This window comes from Scytonema sp. HK-05 (genome assembly GCF_963872035.1).
Classification (GTDB): domain Bacteria; phylum Cyanobacteriota; class Cyanobacteriia; order Cyanobacteriales; family Nostocaceae; genus Kalymmatonema.
The window spans coordinates 1-21497 of sequence record NZ_CAWMYC010000005.1; the positions used below are offsets into that span (position 1 = coordinate 1).

The 21497-nt window shown below is 42.5% G+C and carries 19 protein-coding genes; 11 read left to right on the forward strand and 8 right to left on the reverse strand.

What is annotated here, in order from left to right; all coding sequences use genetic code 11:
• The first annotated feature begins 197 nt into the window (after nt 1-197).
• Nucleotides 198-461, forward strand: a complete 264-nt coding sequence (locus tag AACT52_RS02155) for a hypothetical protein (RefSeq protein ID WP_073635903.1) — start codon at nt 198-200, stop codon at nt 459-461.
• Between the two features lie 89 nt (nt 462-550).
• Here the strand turns inward: AACT52_RS02155 and AACT52_RS02160 are convergent, their stop codons facing one another.
• On the reverse strand, nt 551-1939 hold the full coding sequence (locus AACT52_RS02160) for a GTP-binding protein (protein WP_073635904.1): 1389 nt from the start codon (nt 1937-1939) through the stop codon (nt 551-553).
• Nucleotides 1940-2276: 337 nt separating this feature from the next.
• Here AACT52_RS02160 and AACT52_RS02165 point away from each other — a divergent pair, with 337 nt between their 5' ends.
• Entirely contained in the window at nt 2277-3278 is a 1002-nt protein-coding gene (locus tag AACT52_RS02165; RefSeq protein WP_073635905.1) for a bestrophin family protein, read from the forward strand.
• A gap of 401 nt (nt 3279-3679) precedes the next feature.
• On the opposite strand, the gene AACT52_RS02170 is transcribed toward AACT52_RS02165, so the two are convergent.
• Nucleotides 3680-4906 (reverse strand): glycosyltransferase, encoded by a 1227-nt coding sequence (locus tag AACT52_RS02170; RefSeq protein WP_073635906.1) that lies wholly within the window; start codon nt 4904-4906, stop codon nt 3680-3682.
• A 728-nt stretch (nt 4907-5634) separates the two neighbouring features.
• On the opposite strand from AACT52_RS02170, the gene AACT52_RS02175 reads away from it, so the two are divergent.
• Nucleotides 5635-5928 carry a hypothetical protein gene (locus AACT52_RS02175; RefSeq protein ID WP_143172977.1) on the forward strand — a complete coding sequence of 98 codons (294 nt, stop codon included), beginning with the start codon at nt 5635-5637 and terminating at the stop codon, nt 5926-5928.
• A gap of 231 nt (nt 5929-6159) precedes the next feature.
• Here the strand turns inward: AACT52_RS02175 and AACT52_RS02180 are convergent, their stop codons facing one another.
• The 3 genes from AACT52_RS02180 to AACT52_RS02190 all read right to left on the reverse strand — a co-directional run bounded on the left by AACT52_RS02180 (nt 6160) and on the right by AACT52_RS02190 (nt 8911).
• The gene (locus AACT52_RS02180; protein ID WP_073635908.1) at nt 6160-6351 is read right to left on the reverse strand and encodes a hypothetical protein; all 192 of its coding nucleotides are present in this window, start codon (nt 6349-6351) and stop codon (nt 6160-6162) included.
• Nucleotides 6352-6384: 33 nt separating this feature from the next.
• Nucleotides 6385-7476: a glycosyltransferase family 4 protein gene (locus AACT52_RS02185; protein ID WP_073635909.1), complete on the reverse strand. Its 1092-nt coding sequence runs from the start codon at nt 7474-7476 to the stop codon at nt 6385-6387.
• Nucleotides 7477-7873: 397 nt separating this feature from the next.
• The gene (locus AACT52_RS02190; RefSeq protein ID WP_073635910.1) at nt 7874-8911 is read right to left on the reverse strand and encodes a metal ABC transporter substrate-binding protein; all 1038 of its coding nucleotides are present in this window, start codon (nt 8909-8911) and stop codon (nt 7874-7876) included.
• Nucleotides 8912-9058: 147 nt separating this feature from the next.
• On the opposite strand from AACT52_RS02190, the gene AACT52_RS02195 reads away from it, so the two are divergent.
• Nucleotides 9059-9847, forward strand: coding sequence for a metal ABC transporter ATP-binding protein (locus tag AACT52_RS02195; protein WP_096549578.1), 789 nt, complete (start codon nt 9059-9061; stop codon nt 9845-9847).
• A 56-nt stretch (nt 9848-9903) separates the two neighbouring features.
• Nucleotides 9904-10749 carry a metal ABC transporter permease gene (locus tag AACT52_RS02200; RefSeq protein ID WP_073635912.1) on the forward strand — a complete coding sequence of 282 codons (846 nt, stop codon included), beginning with the start codon at nt 9904-9906 and terminating at the stop codon, nt 10747-10749.
• 180 nt (nt 10750-10929) lie between these two features.
• On the opposite strand, the gene AACT52_RS02205 is transcribed toward AACT52_RS02200, so the two are convergent.
• The gene (locus AACT52_RS02205) at nt 10930-11661 is read right to left on the reverse strand and encodes a choice-of-anchor E domain-containing protein (RefSeq protein ID WP_073635913.1); all 732 of its coding nucleotides are present in this window, start codon (nt 11659-11661) and stop codon (nt 10930-10932) included.
• A gap of 292 nt (nt 11662-11953) precedes the next feature.
• Between AACT52_RS02205 and AACT52_RS02210 the strand changes: the two genes are divergently transcribed.
• From AACT52_RS02210 to AACT52_RS02230, 5 genes are all read left to right on the forward strand, one after another.
• Complete coding sequence (locus AACT52_RS02210) at nt 11954-12739, forward strand: HAD family hydrolase (protein WP_073635914.1); 786 nt, start codon at nt 11954-11956, stop codon at nt 12737-12739.
• A 242-nt stretch (nt 12740-12981) separates the two neighbouring features.
• Complete coding sequence (locus AACT52_RS02215) at nt 12982-14181, forward strand: DNA double-strand break repair nuclease NurA (protein WP_073635915.1); 1200 nt, start codon at nt 12982-12984, stop codon at nt 14179-14181.
• A 147-nt stretch (nt 14182-14328) separates the two neighbouring features.
• A complete protein-coding gene (locus tag AACT52_RS02220) occupies nt 14329-14919 on the forward strand; it encodes a Uma2 family endonuclease (RefSeq protein ID WP_073635916.1) in 591 nt (196 codons plus the stop codon).
• A 119-nt stretch (nt 14920-15038) separates the two neighbouring features.
• Complete coding sequence (locus AACT52_RS02225) at nt 15039-15845, forward strand: FHA domain-containing protein (protein ID WP_073635917.1); 807 nt, start codon at nt 15039-15041, stop codon at nt 15843-15845.
• A gap of 99 nt (nt 15846-15944) precedes the next feature.
• Nucleotides 15945-16670, forward strand: coding sequence for a Uma2 family endonuclease (locus AACT52_RS02230; protein ID WP_073635918.1), 726 nt, complete (start codon nt 15945-15947; stop codon nt 16668-16670).
• A gap of 63 nt (nt 16671-16733) precedes the next feature.
• Here AACT52_RS02230 and dacB read toward each other — a convergent pair whose 3' ends face one another.
• Complete coding sequence (gene dacB / locus AACT52_RS02235) at nt 16734-18206, reverse strand: D-alanyl-D-alanine carboxypeptidase/D-alanyl-D-alanine endopeptidase (protein ID WP_073635919.1); 1473 nt, start codon at nt 18204-18206, stop codon at nt 16734-16736.
• 197 nt (nt 18207-18403) lie between these two features.
• Between dacB and AACT52_RS02240 the strand changes: the two genes are divergently transcribed.
• Complete coding sequence (locus AACT52_RS02240; protein WP_143172978.1) at nt 18404-21181, forward strand: hypothetical protein; 2778 nt, start codon at nt 18404-18406, stop codon at nt 21179-21181.
• A 44-nt stretch (nt 21182-21225) separates the two neighbouring features.
• Here AACT52_RS02240 and AACT52_RS02245 read toward each other — a convergent pair whose 3' ends face one another.
• A complete protein-coding gene (locus AACT52_RS02245) occupies nt 21226-21495 on the reverse strand; it encodes a hypothetical protein (RefSeq protein ID WP_143172979.1) in 270 nt (89 codons plus the stop codon).
• Between the last annotated feature and the right edge of the window lie 2 nt (nt 21496-21497).

Genomic DNA, 21497 nt, shown 5'->3' on the forward strand with positions numbered 1-21497 from the left:
ACCGCTCTGGACTCGGTGGCGAATGCCCCCGTGCTTCAGCCGGGGGTAAGCTTACCAGATAACAATATTAGCTGCATCTAAGTTGCGATAAATTGTTTTTTGTCAATTTCTGTTTTATTTATCGGATTAACGTTTTGCTTTAGTTTTTTAAGTTGCAAAATAGAAGGACAGTTTAAATATTGATGAGAGAAAATTGCATGAGTACTCAAGATAAAGCACGGGAATTAATGGTTCAGCAGCGTCTGCAAGACGAACACTTGCACGAGTCAATGCTCAATCGTGCTGAAGCAGCACATCCCGCAGGGACAGACGCTATGACTCAAGAAGAAGCACGGGAGTTAATGGCGCAGCAACGTCATCATGAAAAACACCTACATGAGTCGATGCTGAACCGTGCGGAGGCTGAGGTAGGATTGCCAAGTGATAATACTGACTCTTCTCAAGAGTGTCGTATTTATTAATAAACATCGACCGAATTTAATTGTGCGTTGTCTACAACCCTTGTACCAGACGTGCCATGGCACGTCTCTACATTGTTTTTTGGAGAGGTCTAATGTAGTGATGTACCGTTAAAAGAAAACTGCTCCAACTCTTGCCGCAAACGATACAAAATTGTATTGGGTTCCACCTCAGCCAGTATTTCTTTAATGACTGTACTCGCTCCTAATTGTCCCCAAGAACAGCCTTTTTCTAGATAGACTTGCGCCGCTTTTCCCACGGCGTATGCTCCGTAACCTGCAATACCACCTTGCGTGATTGCAGTTCCAGCATAGGCGGTTACATTTATTGGGTTTTCTCCAGAAGCAATGGCGGCGGTACTTTTACCCAAACCTAACAGCAAACTGCTGCCTAGTTCTCCCAGCAGTAAGCCACCAGAACTGAATAAAATCGTTTTTAAAATCTTCCCGGCTTCGTAGCTGGTTATTGGCAAACCATACAGCCGTGCTAGCGAGCGAATTAAGGCTAAATCGGCAACTGTTCCGCCGAGAATATCTAAAAAGGCGATGGGATTGAGCGCTACTGCTAAAGCTTTGTATTTGGTATATTGCCAAATCAAGTCTTCTGCTTGTTCTTGGCGTAAGTTGATGGTTTTTTGGGCGATCGCCTCTTGTGCATCTCGTGCTTGGATGAGTGCGTTTAAAGCCAAGAGCGATCGCCCTTCGCGATTGAGAATTTTCAGAATTGTTTGTTTGAGTTCGTCTATTTGTGGCGGTGGTGTTTCCCATTCATGTGTCACACGACCATCAGACCACTCAACGCGCACTTCCATTGGTGCAGGTTCCGCCGCCACCATGACGATTTCATCAGGTTTTAGGGGTTTTCCTTGAGGATTTGCTGCGCCCAACTGTTGCAAATTATTATAAATTGCTGTTTTGTCTGTATCCGGGTAGAGGTCTGTCTTATTGAAGACCAAAATTAAAGGTTTCTGACATTGTCGCAATTCACACAGCGCCCGATACTCAGTCCTGGTAATATCACCCGAAACCACAAAGAGAATCAAATCTGACTGACGCACGACTTCCCGCGCCATTTGCGCCCGTGCTTCTCCTTCAATTTCATCTAATCCTGGTGTATCAATTAACTCCACCTGCACCTTACCGCCAGGATTCCAACGCACGGACCGAGGGTACTGAGTCACACCGTTGAGGGGACCTGTTTGTAGAATCTTTTGTCCTAATAAAGCATTCAACACCGCTGACTTTCCACGACTTACCAAACCAAATGCAGCGATGCGGATCACATTATAGTCAAGTTTGTTGAGTGTCGTGCTCAAAAGTTCCAATTCTGGTTTTACCAAACCTGCTAATTGTGAGTTTGATGACGACTGTCCGGGTTTACGAAGATTTCCATACCAAGACAGCGCAAGGCTTAGGCTAGCACGAGCGCGATTTAAGTGAGTTTCTTGCAGGTTCTTTGGCACTGGGTTAGATTGACTCAAGGCTGATTTAAAAATGGCTGTTTTTGATTCGGGGAAGCTGGGGAGGAAAATTTTGATGTTTGGCTGTGTAGGTAGTTTAGAGTAACTATACCAATTTTATATTTTAGATTTTGGAATGGAGAAATTAAGCTATAGCACTGTCTGTGGAAAGGCTGAAAAATATTTATCAGCAACAGTAGTATCAGCAAGGTAATATACTTCTAGTATAACTTTATATAAGTTAATAAAAATATCAATTATGGAATAATGAAATTTCCAACCCAAAACGCAGACTGATTTCTAAAGATTGATAAGCCAGCTTGAACGTTCTGTGTTAATTAATTTGGACTTTTAATATATGAGCCGCTCAAATTCCACTAATCTACTGGAACGGTGCAAAAAGTTTCTAAGCAGGAAAAAAAATTCCTTTACAGGAAAGTATTACCTCTACACTGGCGAAAAACTGAATTGGTTTCAAGTCTGTTTACGACTTGAAACGTCAGTTATTCCAGTCATTCTTCCCTGGGTAATATTTTGTGGTGTCTATGGTTTTTTAGTATCATTATTATACTATTTTGGGGTTCCCATTGGATTCACACAAAAGAGCGGTGTCCTTACCAATGCTATCTTGACTTTCAATATTGGCTTTACTTTGTTATTAGTTTTTCGGACGAATACAGCGAATGAGCGATTTTGGGAAGGTCGTCGATTGTGGGGAAGTTTAGTTAATACGGTTCGTAACTTGGCTCAGGGAATTTTCATAGTCGTTAAAGAGCAGTCACCGAAGGATAGAGGAAAAAAAGAGGCAACTGTGCGGCTGTTAGTTGCTTTTGCGATCGCAATGAAGTTACATCTAAGGGGAGAGGCGGTTGACGAGCAGTTAGCGCCATTGATGTCCGATATCCAGTATTTCAAGCTCAAAGATACTCAACATCCCCCACTACAAATTGCCTTCTGGATTAGAGATTATTTGCAGCATCAGCATGAGCGTAATTGTATAAATATTTATCAGCTGACTAGCTTACATAACTTGGTGGATGATTTGGTAGATATTTTGGGTGGCTGTGAACGCATTTTGAGAACGCCACTCCCCTTAATATATAGCATTAAACTCAGGCAATTGTTGTTGATTTTCTGTCTGATATTGCCTGTTGAGATAGTCAGTAATTTAACTTGGTGGACTGGTGTAATAACGGCTTTTGTGAGTTTCACCTTATTAAGTATTGAAGAAATTGGGTCGGAAATCGAAGAGCCTTTCGGGCATGATCCAAATGACCTACCCTTGGATATGATTTGCAACACAATGCGACGCAATGTTGAAGAGTTAATCATAAGCGCTGCTAGTAGCGCTCGTGACTAAGTAACCATTTAGGGATTTCCAACAAATAAATTATCCAATCTTGTGTGGGGGAGCGTAAGCTCCAGGAGGGTTAGCCCGAACTCACAGCGACTGGCGTTGGGCATCTAGCTAAGTAAGTCAACTTAAGGTGAAAACCAGTATAGAACAAGCTTTTAGAGATTGCCTCGTTCCCAGCCTCAGGCTGGGAATGCATAACTTGAGGCTCTCTGTGCCTCCCTTACTTGCTCAAGAGCCGCCCCCACCGCATTTCCTGCTTAGACCTGGTGTTGAACGACAAATTATTTGACTACAGCGACAGATTAAATGTCACAATTTACGGTCGTAACAACCTTTTAGTTAGAAATATTACAAGCGTTGAGTTCCTGCGTTCCCACTGACACTCGCCGGCTTTAGAACCCGCTTCAAAATGAGTTCTGGGGGTCGGCGGTTATCAAGCGCCGGGCGGCGGCCTGTGCGCCGTCGCTGCGCACTGCGGTGGCGATGGATTGGGCACGGGCAGCCACGTCGGGTTGGAGTGCGTGCCTGAGAGCGCTCGTCAGCGAGTCGGTGGTCGGTGTGCCGGGGGCGTGCGCGGTTCCGATGCCGAGGTGGTGGATTCGTCGGGCCCAGTAGTGCTGGTCGTACAGCTGGGGGATGACGACTTGGGGGGTGCCGGCTCGCGCGGCTGCGGTCGTGGTGCCTGCGCCGCCGTGGTGGACGACGGCCGCGACGCGTTTGAACAGTGCCTGCTGGTTGACCTCGCCGATAGCTAGGCAGTCGGGTTCGTCGTCCACGAGTGACAGCTCGGCCCACCCGCGGCACACGATCGCACGGCGTCCGAGCGCACGGGCCGATTTGATCATCACCTGGCTGAGGTCTTCCGACGCGCGGATGCTGCCGAAGCCGAAGTAGACGGGTGGTTCGCCGGCGTCGAGGAACGTCTCCAGCTCGGGGGAGAGTGGACGCTCATCCGGCAGGATCCAGGCGCCGGTCTGGAACACGGCCTGGTCTTCGGGATCGGGCCAGGGCCCCAACGTCGGGTCGGCGGCCAGCCAGGGCCGATCGGTGAAAATGTGGCTGCGCACGTCACTGACGGGGGCCAGGCCGAGTGATGCCCGAGAGGAGTTGAGCGCGACGCCGAACGTGGCGTTGAAGCGTTCTGCATCCCGCGCCCAGAGCTCGGGGTAGTCGGTCGGTGCGGGCGTCGGCGTGTCTCCCCGTAGACCCAATGGGGGTGGCGCGTGGTGTGGCGATGGCAGGACTGTCGGGCAGTAGGCGACAAAGACGTAACGGATTCCCATCCTCTCTGCCGCCGAGCGAGCGGCGATCTGTAGGGCTGTTGCTCCCACGATCACGTCGCAGCCTTGGGCTGCTGCCGCGATCGTCTCGAATTGGGTGGCGACCGTGGCTGACGCCAGCTGACGCAGGCGCTCGGGCGAGGGTGGGGCTGCTGACGGGTTGGCTTTCCCGGTCGAGCGCAGCTCGGATCCGATGGGCGTGACGGGCATCCCCAGGCTTTCGATCCAGTCGCGGAAATCGGGCGGCACGCACAGGCGGACCTCCTGGCCGAGGGTCCTCAATTCCAACGCCAGCGCCACTAGCGGCTGGACATCACCCCGCGACCCGATCGTCGATAGCAGCACGCGCATCAGAGCTCTCCTCTAGTACGGGTTGTCTTACTCTTTCAAGAAACACATTTGTTGAGCGACAAGTTATTTGACCATAGCAGCAAATTGTTTGTCACGAGTCACTCAACCCTCGCAGACTTGGCTTGAAGTAGTTGTTATATTGACTCTTAGCACTTTTTTCTATTGACTCAACGCTTGTAATATTTCTAACTAAAAGGTTGTTAGGACCGTAAATTGTGACATTTAAATCTGTCGCTGTAGTCAAATAATTTGTCGTTCAACACCTGGAAACCAGATTTTAACGAGATTGTCAAAGGGTTGTGGCTTAAGTTGACACCAATGGCACCAATTCCATCCCACAAAAAAAGTTGGATACTTTTTAAGCAAGGAAGTCCCTTGTGAAGTACCCCATGAGTGCTTCGCTGAAAAAGGGGCTTCCAATTTCAGTTCCGCAACGACGGTCTTATTCGTCTCTTGGGCTTCCCGCTTCATTGGGCGATGCCTCCTCATGCAAACATGTCTCGGTCTTACTCCCCCTCCACAGGCAGATCCTCGCCTTCCGCAAGGATATAACTTTACGTACAACATGGCTTGGTTTATTTTTTTACAGCAGGACATAACCTTGCTAACCAGTGGTCATGTTCTTTCCCCAAGCTCTGCTCTTTCTGTGGTAAGCGTACTACCGCTACTTGACCTATCTGTTCCGAGACAGTTAGGCGGGTCATCGACCAATATTATTATACACCAAAATGTCTGTGATTTTGCGGTTTTTCTTTGACGACTCCTCATACACCTTTTTCCTCAATAGCCTGCCGCTATTATTGGTCAAAGATGTAATCGTCGCCGTCCGGCTTATATCCCCACCTTATAGAAGAATGGGGACTTACGCCGTTTTTGTTAACGATGCAGAGCATCCAACTTCTTGTTCCCAGGCTGCAGCCTGGGAACGAGTTAGGGAGGCGGAGCCTCATTTTTTAAGAGCATCTTCAGGTCGAATTGATATTAGTAATCATTGGGAACAATCTAGTTTGCAAAACGTCTGAGTAGACAAAAGCTGGTACCACGGTGATTGAGTGTCATGAACAAAAGATGCAAACAACACCCAACCCAAGGACGGGAACCAGCTTGGCTAGATTAATCAAACAGACAGAATGAACGCTGCACTATTTACTGGATGGTCTTTGACTTATTCGACTTAATTGGAGGTGTTTTGGAGGTGTTTTGGAGGTAGGAGGTGCAAATAACAGGCTGTTATTGCTGCACTTTAGCTGTGATTACGTCAGAATGAGTTGCGATGACATTGGGCGCTGTCGAATACGTCTATGAGTGAAGGAGTCCGGACGACTGATATGTAACAGAGGGACTTCTTGCCAGCAGGATTGACAAAACCAGTAGACACCTTTGTGACGCACATGACGCAGCAAAGGACTATCGCAACAAGGACAACTATTCGTTGTCGTTTTCATATTTTTCTCCTTGAGGCAGAAAGCTGCTGTTGATTACAGCTTCACAAAAGATAATGATTCCAATGAGGTTTTTAGGGCATGAATGAGTCCATTCTTCTGAGTACGGTCTTTGAGGATTTGTTCATAGACCGCTTCATACCCATCCACCATTTGGGTAACAGTAAACCTGTTTTCCACATATTCTCGACAGGTTTGACGATTTAACTCCAAAGCAGCGGGAATCATATCCGCCATTTCTTCATAGGTTTGGCAAACAAAACCTGTTTTACCGTGGGCAATGACTTCTGGTACGGAACCCATATTAATACCAATGACTGGTGTACCAGTTGCCATCGACTCAATCATGACTAAGCCGAAGGGTTCTCGCCAGGTAATAGGGAACAGAGTTATGGATGCATTAGCCAAAAGTTCAACTTTCGCAGCATGATCTACTTCGCCCAGGTATTCAATTTGCTTACCATCAATAAGCGGGGCAATCTCTTTTTCAAAAAACTTTACGTCTACAACATCAACCTTCCCTGCCATTTTCAAGCGCCAACCCGCTTGTTTTGCTATGGCGATCGCATGTTGCGGTCCTTTTTCTGGCGAGAAGCGCCCTAAAAATGCCAGATAAGGGGGTTCTTTCGGTTCCGCTACAAAAGGGTAATCTTGTATCTTGATCCCATTGTAAACAGTGCTGACGTAATTCAGGTCTGCTTTACGCTGGGCATCACTGATGCTGATGTATGGTTGCGTTCTATGAAGGGTAAATACTTTGCTGCTGTCATTGGTAAATGCGCCATGCAAGGTATGCACTGTGGGTGTTGACACCATATTTGCTAATGCCAATGACCACATCCCCACATGGGAATGAATGATGTCGAATTCCTCCGCTTGTTGGTAAACTTCGCTAGCCTGTAGCATTTCGTACATCATACCCTCTTTAATGTTTGGGTCTAAACGCAATGCACGAGGATGAGTTGCTTGGAGTCTAGCTAATGTTTGCGAATCACCAGAGGCAAACAAAGTGACATCGTGGCCGCGACGCACCAGTTCATCAGTCAGATGACTCACGACGAGTTCTATTCCTCCGTAAGTTGAAGGAGGAACTCGTTCCCACAAGGGGGCAATTTGAGCAATTTTCATAGATTTTCTTGGTTCAGCTGGTTTCAAGTGGTCGTTAAACAAGGGTTGAGATACTTTTGCTCCAGGTATGAAGACCTCCTTTTATAAGAAGTTGGAATTAACCAAACTCCCTGCGAACAACGTATTTTTCCGTTCACTTTGCACCCTTTGCGCGCCACCTCCGAATTTCTGCTGACTAGCCATAGTGCAGCTATTCTGTACTCTATTCTGAAATTTCAGAATACCACATCTATCTTGAGGATTATATAAAAATTTCAAATGATAACCATGTGATCCATTTTTCCCTAGAGGCAAATATTTGCGGCTCAAGATTTATGACTATATAACGAATAATTGGCGTTATTGTCAGAAAAAGCAGACTTTGATGCCAGCTAAATTCGCAATTGCTTTTGAAAGCTTATTGATTCGTTGAATGTTGAAACGGCGTATATTTTCCCCCCAATGCTTCAACAATAGTCCGCGTGTTTGCCTCTATCATTTTGATGTAGGTATCCCCTTCACTTCCAGGCGCACCAATTGAATCAGAATAGAGTTGGCGTGGTGCTAATTTGATTCCTGCTTCTTGGGCAACAGTTTGAATCAAAGCTGGGTTAATTGTAGTTTCAGCAAAGATTGTAGGGACGCCAGTCTTTTTAATTTCTTCTACCAGCCGCTGCACCGTTTGTGCGCTGGGTTGTTCTTCGGTGCTGATACCAATTAAAGTGCCTGCAATGGGTATTTGATAAGCACGTCCATAATATTGAAATGCATCGTGAGTCGTCACCAGTTTGCGCTTATCTGCTGGGATGGTTTGAATTTGCACGCTTATCCAACTATCTAATTGCTTTAATTCATCAGTCAGTTGCTGTGCCTTTTTCGTAAATTCTTCTTTGTCTTGCGGCGATAACTGTATTAAAGCATCGCGAATGGCGTTTACCATGGCAATCGCATTCTTCACATCTCCCCAAACGTGCGGATCTGGAACGACTTCGCCTTTACCTTTATCTAACTCCAAAGGCTTGACAGCTTCCCCCACCGCTACCTGACGCGCCTTTCCCCCCGCAGATTTCATTAACTTAATCAGTCCCGGTTCTAAGTTGTAGCCGTTATACAAAATCAAATTGGCTTCTTCCATAACCTGTGTGTCTTTCGGTACTGGTTCGTAGACATGAGGATCAGTACCCGGTTTGAGTATTCCAGCAAGCTTAATTTCGTCTCCCCCTACCTCTTGTGTTAAGTCTGCAATTATGGTGCTAGTCGCTACCACTTTCGGCTTATCATTGCTGGAGGAAGAAGAGCTAGAGTTTTGTTGAGTACAACTAAGCAAGGCGAAAGACAACAGCATTCCCAGACAAAGCTGAGGAACACGGTTAAAAACAAAAAATCTTCTCCTTATCCTTTTGACTTGTGCTTTTTGGGGGAGAATGCTGCCTTCCGTCTGAAGTATTAGTTTCATTTATGTTGGTTATTACTTCCAATTATAGATGTTCTCATATTTCTTTCATTTTTATAGTAAGCTCAAGCAAAGGAGTATTCAAGCACAGTTATGAAAATCATCTCTTTGCATCCAAAATTATCGTTTTTCAGGAATACAGTTGGCGAAATGCCCGTTGTAGAGACAAAAAGTGGCGTGTCTGTACAAAATAATACGGGTACCTATCCTACAGAAGCGATTCAGATCGCTCATTTAGGAGTACATTACCGTGTTCAGGAAGCCTTGAGGGATGTCAATTGCACTGTGAAACCAGGGCGACTGACTGGTATTTTTGGTCCTAACGGTGCAGGCAAAAGCACACTTGTTAAGGCAATGTTAGGCTTAGTTCCGAGTAGTGGTATAGTACACTACCAAGGCAAACCTTTAGCACAGCAACTTGACAAAGTTGCCTATGTTCCACAGCGAAGCCAAATAGACTGGACTTACCCTGCTACAGTTTGGGATGTGGTGATGATGGGAAGGGTAAAGAAAACCGGATGGTTACGTCAGTTTTCGGTGGTGAGTCGCCAAGTGGCAAAAAGTGCAATAGAACGAGTTGGGATGAGTCAATACCAGAACCGTCCTATTGGCGAACTTTCAGGAGGACAGCAGCAGCGGGTGTTTTTAGCCCGTGCTTTGGCGCAAGAAGCGCAAATTTTCTGCTTTGACGAACCGTTTGTTGGAATTGATCAGAAAACCCAAGCGGTGATTTTTGATGTTTTCCATGAACTCGCCGCCGCAGGTAAAACTGTCTTAGTCGTCAACCATGATTTAGGAGAGTCCATCACCCACTTTGACGACTTGATTTTATTAAATCGCGAGTTAATCGCTACAGGTTCGCGAAAGCAAGTCCTTACTGAAGAAAATTTGTCCCGCGCCTATGGTGGAAAGGTGATGTTTTGGACAAAAGCAGCATGATAAAGTCAAAAGTCAAAAGTTGAAAGTATTTTACTAATGACAAAGGACTAATGACTATGTTGCAAGCTTTGATTGAGCCTTTACAATATGGCTTTATGCAGAGGTCGCTTGTCATTGCCATTTTAGTAGGCTTATTATGTGCGGTTGTTGGTAGCTACTTGATGGTGCAGCGGCTTGCTTTGCTGGGTGATGCTATCAGTCACTCGGTTTTACCAGGACTGGCGATCGCTTTTTTGTTGGGAGCGAATATTTACATTGGGGCATTTATTGCTGGTGTGATCAGTACAATGGCGATCGCCTGGATTAGAACGCGTTCTCCTATTAAAGAAGATGCGGCAATGGGGATAGTGTTTTCGGCATTTTTTGCTCTTGGTGTCACCCTCATTACTGTTATTCAAAAAGACAATAAAATCGACCTCAATCACTTCCTTTTCGGAAATATTCTCGGTGTTACCTTTCAAGAAGTGAGAGATACAGCGATTATTGCGGCGCTCGTTTTGTTAACTGTCTTTTTCTTATACAAAGAACTGCTATTTTACACTTTTGACCCTTTAGGTGCTAAAGCAGCAGGATTACCAGTCAATCGCCTCAATTTTGGACTCATGCTGCTGATTGCGTTGACAATTGTTGCCAGCATGAAAGCTGTAGGTGTGATTTTGGTATTATCACTTTTGATTACACCAGGAGCAACCGCCTATTTATTAGTCAAACGCCTCCATGAGGTGATGATTTTGGGGGCATTGATTGGGGTGTTTTCTAGTATTTGTGGGATGTATCTCAGCTATTTTTACAATTTTCCCTCGGGACCAGCAATAGTTTTAGTTGTCTCAGGATTATTTTTGTTAGCTATGCTATTTAGTCCTAGACATGGTGTTCTTATACCAAGTCGTAAGTCTGTGTAATTATAGCATATTAATGGATATTTAGAACCACAGATGGACACAGATGAACACAGATGAATTATCTGTGGTGTGTCCTAGGCTATTGAGTTCTTCAGATCCCCGACAACTTTGGCGAAGTCGGGGATCTTGTTTTTGTGGTCTCATTTTCTCTTGTTTACGAAGGGAAGCGCATGAAACCTGCTAAGCTTTGCTCAAAGTTCTGTTTCTCTGTACCAACAAACCAACGCCAGCCATGACACCTATCCCAAGTATGGCAGAGGGTTCCGGTACTTTTCTCGGTTGGTAGTCATATGTAACTTCGACATTGCTTTTAGCATATGTTGTCACATAAGATGCGATGTTACCTGATCCAGAAACGGTTGATTTCGCTGTTGCAGAGAACAATAAATCTAAGTCACCAGAACCAGTAAAAGACTGCAATAAGGTGTTGTCGGTGTAAGTTTTTGTAGCAGACTGACTAGCCGTGAGTCCTTCAACCGTTTTCCCAGAAGTCCCACCAAAATCAGTCGTATCGTCATATTTGGCGACATCATAACTGTAATCCTGTCGCGGAGTAAACTCGGCAACAGATGTCCCATCAGCCAGTTCCAATTTCAAATCGCCAGAAAGATCCACTGTGACTGTAGATGCTTGTGGGCTTCTGTTTTCAAACCCTGCATCTCCTTTAATATCGCCGATAAAATCTATCTTCACACTATCGAGTGTGCCAAGAGATGAGTCAAACTTTTGGATACTCACAGGTGCGTTAATGATGTCTGTGTAACCAAAACCTGCATAAGGCACTGAACCGTCTGTAGGCGGGTTATATGCTGTAGTGTATGTGACTGTAGCCGCATGAGCAGCTTCAGTAATCCCCACAATCCCTGCCAATGCGCTAGCAGCTGTTAAGACGCTTAAAAATCTTCTTCTCATAAATATGACTTGCTCAAACTTGGATCACTATATTGGTATCTACAATGCCAATTCATTCTTAACCCTAGAGGTATACTTAAAGGCTTGATAAATATACGTAAATTTTTAGTAAATTTGGCTTGAAAAATTCAACTTGATAGTATATGTGCTTAGTAGCCACTATTCTAGCAGTCTCAGTAAAGTTTCGCGGGTCATAGGTACAGTAGGTCATCTGGCACATTCGGGAACCGTTGGCATAACTACTGCATAAGTTGAATTTGTCAGGTAAGCTGTCAACAGCAGCTTTATAACAATGACGGCAATGACTCCCACAATTCTGGCTCTGGACTTTGATGGTGTGATTTGCAACGGATTAATTGAATATTTTGAAGTCGCCTGGCGTACCTATTGTCAAGTTTGGTTGCCACAGCAAGATACACCACCAAACGATTTAGCTTCTAAGTTCTATCAGCTTAGACCTGTGATTGAAACAGGTTGGGAAATGCCCGTTTTAGTCAAAGCATTGGTAGAGGGAATTCCTGAAGAAAAAATTCTTCAAGAATGGGGAAAAATTGCCCAACAAATTTTGTTAACAGACAATCTCAAAGGGGCAGAAATTGGCAGTAAACTAGACAAGATACGGGATGAATGGATTGATACAGATTTGAATGGTTGGTTGAGTTTGCATAAATTTTATGCGGGTGTGGTGGAGAAACTCAAAGCAACCGCTACCAGCACAGTTCATCTATATATCATTACCACAAAAGAGGGGCGTTTTACACAGCAGCTATTGAAACAAGGAGGGTTAGACATACCACGAGAAGTCATTTTTGGCAAAGAGGTGAAGCGTCCGAAATACCAAATTCTGCGAGAATTAATTCAGGCGACAAATACCTCACCAGACAGGTTGTGGTTTGTAGAAGACCGACTGAAAACATTACAGCTTGTCCAAGAGCAACCGGATCTTGAGGAAGTGAAACTTTTCCTTGCAGATTGGGGTTACAATACCCCAACAGAAAAAGTGACCGCCCAAAATGACCCGCGAATTCAGGTATTATCACTCGATCAGTTTGCTCAAGATTTCTCTGAGTGGCTTTAAAATAGTGCTGAGTACCTTTATTTGAACACTCAGAGTTGATTTATAAACTAAATCTTAAGTAGGGTGCGTTAGGCGCTAGCCGTAACGCACCATGTTATATGGCGGTGCGTTAGGCGCTCATGTCATGTTCTTCGTTACAAATCATATCGAGCATGGTGCGCCTAACACACCCTACAAGAATTTTATTTTTACTTTATAAATGACTTCTCAAGACTCAGGCTCAAAACTCAGGACTTACGATTATGCTTGACCTTACTAAAATTACTGGACAGATGCAAGGTTTGAGTCAACATCTGACGCAAGAGGCGGTTGCTAGTCGTCAGCGTTTAGAATTGGCTCAAAAACATTTTCAAAACGCTTTAGAGTGTCAGGAAGAGTTAGTACAGCGACAGGAAAAATGGCGCGATCGCATCTTGTTTGCCAATGCTACCCCCATAGAACCACTCAACACCTGCATTGATATCCCAGTTCCCCCGAAAGTTCATACCGTCATTGCTACCGATGGTTCCCAAATATCCCCGAGTCACCATGAAATTGCTTACTGCTATCTTCTCAACATGGGTAGAGTTGTCTTACACTACGGACAAAACCGTTACCCGCTTTTAGATAGTTTGCCGGAGATATTTTATCGCCCAGAGGATTTATATCTTTCTCGTCAGTGGGGTATTCGTACTGAAGAATGGATGAGTTACCGCCGCACAGCCAGTGAAGCAACTGTGCTAGCAGAACTGGCTTGTAGCGTTAAAGAGGGACAAGGGGACAAGGGGACAGAAGAAGTTCCGACGCTAGCGATGGTCGATGGTTCTTTGATTTACTGGTTTTTAGAGCAATTACCTTTGGATGCACGCGCTCACATTTTACCGCCTATCCTAGAAGCTTGGCAGAAGTTGCGGGAAGCTCAAATTCCTTTCATGGGCTATGTGAGTGCTTCGCGCAACGTTGAAGGGATGAACTTTTTGCGTCTTTTAGCTTGTCCGCACACAGTACCAGATTGTGCCAGCTTTTGCCCGAATCAACTAGAAAAAGTCCCTTGCAAGGTTTTTGAACCGTTACGAGATACAACTCTTTTGTCCACTCAACTTAAACCAGGACAACGTGGTTGCTTATGGCGTAGTAACGTTCGCATTCTTGAACTGTACGAAGACCAACAAATTTACTTTTGTTACGTGCATGTGGGTACTGAAATTGCCCGGATAGAAGTACCATCATGGGTAGTCGAGAACACAGCTATGTTAGACTCTGCACTGGGACTCATGCTAGGACAAGTGCAGAAAGGATATGGCTATCCAGTGGCGATCGCCGAAGCGCACAATCAAGCAGTCGTACGTGGTGGGGATAAGGCGCGGTTCTTTGCCCTCCTCGAACGACAAATGATTAAAGCTGGCATCAAAAATGTCGGAACTTCTTACAAGGAAGCCAGAAAGCGTGGCAGTATAGCTTAAGTGAGCAAGAAAGTACTCAGAAGTCAGGAGTCAGAATTCAGCACCTCTGTATTTTGTACGACTAGCGAATGAGTTTTGCCAACATACGCCCCCACTGATTGCATTCTGAATTTTAAATTTAGAATTCTTCGGTGAAATCAGGATGAGATGCCATCACACACGGAAAAATGTGACTACAAAAGTGAATATCGCAATGGAGAAGTTTTGCCGATGAAGGGAAGTACAACTAATCATAATCAAATTGCAGGTAATATTTATGCTTTCTTGAAATTTGCTCTCCGAGGACAGAACTATCGAGTCTTTATCAACGATATACGCTTGTGGATACCGCGATATAACCTATACACTTATCCAGATGTGATGGTTATTCAGGGAGAACCAATCTATGAGGGAACTGATACTACCACAGTTATGAATCCTTCAGTTATTATTCATGTTTCGTCAAAATTAGATCATAACCATAAAGAAGCAGATAAATTTCGCTTTTATCGGTCTATTCTAGAATTTAAAGAATATATTGTGATTGACCAGGATAGTTGTTATATAGAGCAATTTACCAAAAATGTACAAGGAAATTGGACACTAACTGAGTATGAATCTTTTGATGCAGTGTTGCCATTTGCTTCAATAGATTTTCAACTTTCCTTTGTAGATATTTATGAACTAGTTAATATTGAGAGCAATGAGGACAAGAATACAGAAGTATCTAATCTCAAATTCTGTTTGGAACAATTTTAGAAATAAGTACCATAGATATTAAAAATGAGACAATGAAAACTCTGATGCTCACTGAAGCGTTTTTGCCACAAGACAAGACAATTTAGATAAAATGAAAAATTGCTCCCTAAAAGCAAGCCATGCAAAACCTTAGTACATTACAGACAACAGGGCTAAGTTTAGAGCTTTTTCATGTTCAAACTAACACCTCTTTTGAGTTACCACCGAATCTCGCTGTCATTCGCATTGGTAAGCCAAATGACCAAATAGCCCCGGACATCAATGTTTTAGCTTTGCCAAATGCCGATATTGTTTCTCGGCTGCATGCAGAGATTCAGGTAGAAGAAAGCACCTACTATATTATTGATGTGGAAAGTGCCAACGGAACGTTTCTCAACAATGTAAAGCTAGAGCCAAAACAGCGCTATCCCCTCAATATAGGAGATAAAATTGACCTAGGTCAGGAAGAAAAGGTAACTTTTATATTTCAACATAAACAAAATTTTGTTTCTACCTCTCATTCCACACCGATTCATCGACCTACAGTCATTCAGGCTAAAATTGTGCAGCCTCAGGTTGTTGAAAACAACAAACAACCCCGAATGGATCGTCCTAGCAAGCTTGTCGGCTTAGTGCTGATGATTGTAGGAATTGTAATAATATCTGCGAATACTCACATTGGTCTGTTTGTACGTATTCCTGGTGTGCTGTTATGTGTTACAGGGGTTATTGTCTTAACCCAACGGCATTTAAACCGTAATATAGGATGGGTGTTGATAGGGCTGGGAATCGCATTCATGCTGTTTACCGGCAATGTCTTCGCGTCAGTTAATCTTTTTGCGATTCTTGTATCTTCTGCTTTATTATTTGCTGGATATCAACTATTTAATACGGGTAAAGTCTTGAATTACAGTTTGCGCTCTTTTAGGGAATTATTGAAAAAATAGTGATTAATTAAGTTTCATGATCAATTAACTTGTCACGATTCCTCAGCTAAAATTGTGGTACGTTGTAGGTTTAAAGCATTCAGTGTTACGGGCTTGGTTATGGTTTCTCAATCCCTAGCAACAACTCCAGCAGAAGTTATTTACCCGGAAAGCGACGGCAAGCCAATGGCGGATAATACCAAGCAGTTTCGCTGGATTTTGGTGATTGAGCAAAATCTCGATTGGCTGTACGCTGATGATCCAAATGTCTTTGTTGCTGGGGATTTGTTATGGTATCCGGTAAAAGGTCGCAATACTATTGTCACAGCACCAGACGTGATGGTGGCATTTGGTAGACCAAAGGGAGACCGAGGTTCGTATAAACAATGGGAGGAAGACAACATTCCACCGCAAGTTGTCTTTGAAATCCTCTCTCCCAGTAACAGTTCTACTGAGATGGATAAAAAGCTGCTGTTTTACGATCGCTATGGAGTTGATGAATATTATATTTACGATCCAGACAAGAATACTTTCAGAGGTTGGTTGAGAACAGACGATGGATTAGATGCAATTGGAGAAATGGCATGGGTGAGTCCTCGGTTGAGTATCCGGTTTGATATGTCCGGTGAGGAGTTGCAAATTTACCGTCCTGATGGTAGTAAATTTTTCTCTTACGCTGAGGTGAACGCGCAGTTAGAACAAGAAAAGCAACGTGCCGAACAGGAAAAGCAACGCGCCGAACAAGTACAACAAGAATTAGAGGCAGAACGCCAGCGATGGCACAGAGTGCCCGCCCAAGGCGCGATCGCAAAACTTAGAAGATATATTACAAAAGTATCGCGTTAGCGAAGCTCCTCGCTAAGCGAGGCTCGCTTTGGCGATTTGCCTTAGTAATTTAACATTAATGATTTAACAATTTTGCAGTTGAGCTAATAACACCACAATTTCATCCATTCCCTGCCGCACAACTTTTGCAGGCTGTTCGCTTTGATTTACCATAATACTAAAAACGACTGGACCATATCTAGGAGCATTCACATATCCAGCCAAGGAAACAACACCACTCATCGTGCCTGTTTTTGCTTGTACAATACCTTCAGCAGGTGTGTTTTGAAAGCGACTTTTCAGAGTTCCGCTTCTACCTGCTACAGGTAAAGATGCACGATACACCAACGCTGCTGGTGATTTCGCCATTGCCTGTAAAATTTGTACCAAAGCCTCTGGACTGATTAAGTCTTTACGAGATAACCCCGAACCATCTACCAAAGAGTAACCTGCTGGATCAACTCCCATTTGAGTTAACGTCGCCTTCATCACTTCCAAACCTGTATCAGCAGAAGTTTGATTTTCAACTGGTGGTTTTTTAATAGCTAATGCCCTCAACAATGACTCAGCAAACAGATTATTACTGTTGATGTTTGTCAGTGCGACAAGTTCTGAAAGTGGCGGAGATTCTACATTAGCTAATTCTTCTTCATTCTTGCCACCAGTAGGTGACACAAACATTTGTAGAACGGGGATTTTTTCTGCGATCAAAGTACTACGAAAACGACGCAAGAAATATTCAGCAGGAGCAAGAACAGGTAAACTGACTAACGCAGGTTCAGAATTGACTGCCAACTGCCCTTGAATTCGCAAAGTTTGTCCTTTCAAATCACGGGTAACATTAGTGAATGTTGGTTGGTTTTCTGCTGTTGTTATCGACTGATTAATAACTTGCCACTGTCTATCCTCATTGATATCATTCCAGATAACTTTGAGAGGTTGACCTACAGTTTGTGGTAAAAGTCTTATACTAGAAACATTCTGATTTAAAATCAGGCTGTTGATAGGTGCGCCATAGTCTGACTGTATATCTTCCCATTGCCAAGAGGGGTTAACAATATCTCCTTTAATGTAAGTATCATCAGCAATCAACTGATTGACTCTCTGAATACCCCTCTGTTTCAACTGCTTTGCTAAAGCTGCCAATTGTGCATCTGTCAAACTGGGATCTCCCCTACCCACAACACGCAAAACACCGTCACCACCGCGATATACAGAGGTGCGAATGCGAAAATTTGTACCAAGTAGCTGTAGTGCAGCAGCTGTTGTCAGCAGTTTAGTTGTCGAAGCTGGGGTAAAGTATTTTTGGGCATCCCGACTGTAAAGAGTTTGAGTAGAAGACAAAGGTTGTACTAAAATGCCCCAACGCGCTCGATTGAATTGAGGACGATTGATCACAGCATCTACAGATGCTCCCAGTTGGGCGGGACAAATTGATTTTGTGGTAGTTTCTGTTTGTACAGCTGGTGTTTGTGCTTGGACTGGTTTTAGGGTGGTAATACCTACTTGGGTGCCTAAAAACAGTAGCAGGAACCCAAGAGAGATTCTTTTCGGCATTCTATAAACAGAGGTAATTATGATTAGTTTATGAATGTTTTAACACCTAGCTGGTTCCAATAAAGTATAAAGGAAAGTATTGGCGGTGTTATCGATATAAATATTTTAAGTAATTTCCCTGATTTACACTACGTAGTCAACACCGATTATTATAGTAGTGATATATACATTTTCTGCTCGCAATTAGCTGCTATTTAGTGACGAATCAGATTATTTGCAGAGCTTGGATAGCTAAATTTAAAGATATTTATATGAAGAATTTGCATAATACAAATGAGGAAATTGGTATAGTTCAATGGTTTGGTGATTCTACAAAAGAAGGTTCTCAAAGTAATTACGGTTATATTGAACGAATTGAGAAACCAGGAACAAAAGATATAAAAGTTTATTGGAAGGGATTAAATTGTCCTATTGACGAAATTAAAGGACAGAAAGGTTTGTTAGTGAAATTTCAAATTGGTAAGTTTAGAGATAAAGAAGAGGCTGTAAATGTTCAACCAATTCGAGTACCAGGATATGTCGATAAATTAAGTTACCTTACTTATAGAGCAGTAATAGATACTTCTATTACAATTGCACAAAGAGTTGGAGAAATTGTAGCTCAAAATATACAAGCTCAGCTAGAAGAAAATCTATATAATCCGTTAGGATTATCGAAATCACCAGATTATTTCTTCACAAGTCTACAAATCAACACAAGGCAATTATCTTGTCTTGAATTGAGTCTATTTTCAAAACCTGCTGTTTATTTCGGAATAAGAAAAAGTTATAAAATTAACCAATACGAAGCTGTGAGATTGTCATTATTAAAAAATGAAGAAAATCAGGCAGCTTTGGAGTATTGTATACATAGCCAAAATCCTATAATCTGGCAGACGGCCTTTAAGAAGTACCTATCCCTTCTGCCAGATAACGAAGCAATTAAATTTGCTATCCAGAAAATCAATGATTTTTCATTAAATCTATCTATATCAAGAGATATTTTTTCTAACAGACTATTAACACTTGATGAGGCTAAACCTTTAAGAGATAAATTACCTCTGAAACAACGTCTGCAACTGTCTCTTGAAATGGTTTCTAGTAGTGAAGAGAATACGAATCAAAAACTGCTAGATGAATTGTTCTCTATTGCTCAAAAGATAGCTGAAGATGAAAAGCATACTAATTATCCTTCTTGGCAGTCTATTCCTGAGAATTTAATCAGCAATAAAGTAACCTATAATGGATTTTTATGGGGTTTGATTCCAGATACTGTCAAATATAAAGTAGCAGCAAAATATTTGCAAAATAGGTCTGATGATGAAGCAATAAAAATTGCTAATTATACAATTATTAGCTTAGTCCTTGAGAAAGACAAGATAGATTTTTTGAACTTAATTTCAGAAAATTTAAAGTCTAGACTAGATGCTCGTATTCTTAGAGAGCTTTTACCCGTAGAATCTAGATTAGTAATTTATCAAAAGATGGTAAATGATTATGAAATCAGTGAAATAATTGCTCATAATGTTGAAGAGGAAATTATTAGCATATTAACTACATTAGCAACCTACAAAAGGGAATTATGGTTGACCAGTAATGTCGAGAGTAAAGTAGTATATAAAGGTTTTCTCTGGAAAATAGCACCAGAGAGAGTTAAGCGAAGAGTAATTGAAAATAAATTCTCTATATTTTTAACTGCAATTAAAACTTTTTACAGTGGTTATACACATGAAAAAAATATCACAGCTAGCGCAAAAGATATTTATCCACAGCTAGATATAAAAGATAAACAGCTTGCTCAAAAGTGGATATCTTTAGAAGATAAAAATGATACTAATACATTAGCAAGAATGTTATCTGCTAGAGCAGCAGAAAAATTTGCAATAACAGTATATCAATTTTTTAATTATCAAGTAGAAGATGTTTCTTTACAGCAAATATTTAGTAACAATCGAGATTGGCGTAATTATGATTTGCTTTTAAATAATAGTATTAGTGTAGATGTTAAAAACTCTCGCACATCTGTATCTAAGAAAAATAGATACTCAGAATTTTGTATACCCAATTTTAAAAGAGATCGTTCAAATGAAGAAGTTATTATAGCTGGCGTATTTTCACCTTATTTACAGCAGGAATATATAGAATATCCGGAGCGAGCAAATTTTCATATTCCTAAGCTTATCTTCATGGGAGAAATGAGAAAATCAGAATTAGATATTCTTGAAAAACATTTTGCTAAGTACTTTTATTCTATCCAAATTCCTAGAAATTCTAGCGAGAAATATTTACCACCTTGGTTGTTCGACTATCCAGTAAAGACTTTTTATGCTCAACAAGAAAAGGCTATTTCCGATTTAAGAGAGTTAGCATTATCCAAATTTCCCGAACTTGAAGATATTCAGCTTTTAAACCTCAACCCTTTTCCATTATGTTTAGCAGCTAAAGTTAGTTTACCAGAGCAATGGATAACTTCCCTGACAGATTGGGAACAAAGATTTATCTTAACATTACAGCAAATTCCAACTAAAAAAATAACATTACCATATCTATTCTTAACCATACTTAGCCATTTTATTGATATGCTTCGCTTGGATGACAACTCTTTTCACCCAAGTAAGTATAGTAAATTGTTATATTGTACAGACTCCCAGTCTCATCCTTTAGGGATATACGATCCGCTCGATACTATCAGTGAACTATGCGAAACTCTATCTATATTATGGGAAAATAGATATCAAAGCCGGATCAATGAGTTTAAAATTTTCAAATTCAATGGTAGTGGATTACTTGAAGGAAAAAGAAATATTAATGAACAACTAACTACAATTATTGCTTATTGCGGCGGTTATATAGAAAAGAAAGGAAAGTGTGGATTTACTCCTCTTGTATTAGGTAAACATGATTCTTGCCCTAACTGTGGCAAATTACGATGTCCCCACTGTGATTATTGTACTAAACATTGTCAACATAGGATACAAAGACAACTGACTGCTTAACAGTTTTGAGTATTTGACTATCTTTAATTGTTCCGCGCTCCTAACTATGCAATGGTTTCAAGTTTCGCACTCCTGACTAGTCTATATTGATAGCCTAATCGATAAGTGTCATGGAACAAATTCTCTTCTGGGGTTGCTGGTTTGCAACGCTTGGCACCACCGCCCTGCTGCTTTTCTGGTCGTTGCCCCTCTCTCCATTTACACACCCTGGAATCACTGCTAATGAAGCCGTGATCATCTTCTTGCCTATCATGGTGATCCGCTGGCTTGCTCTCGCCGCCGCGCTCATACTGGTTGTTATCCTTTGGGGGCAAAG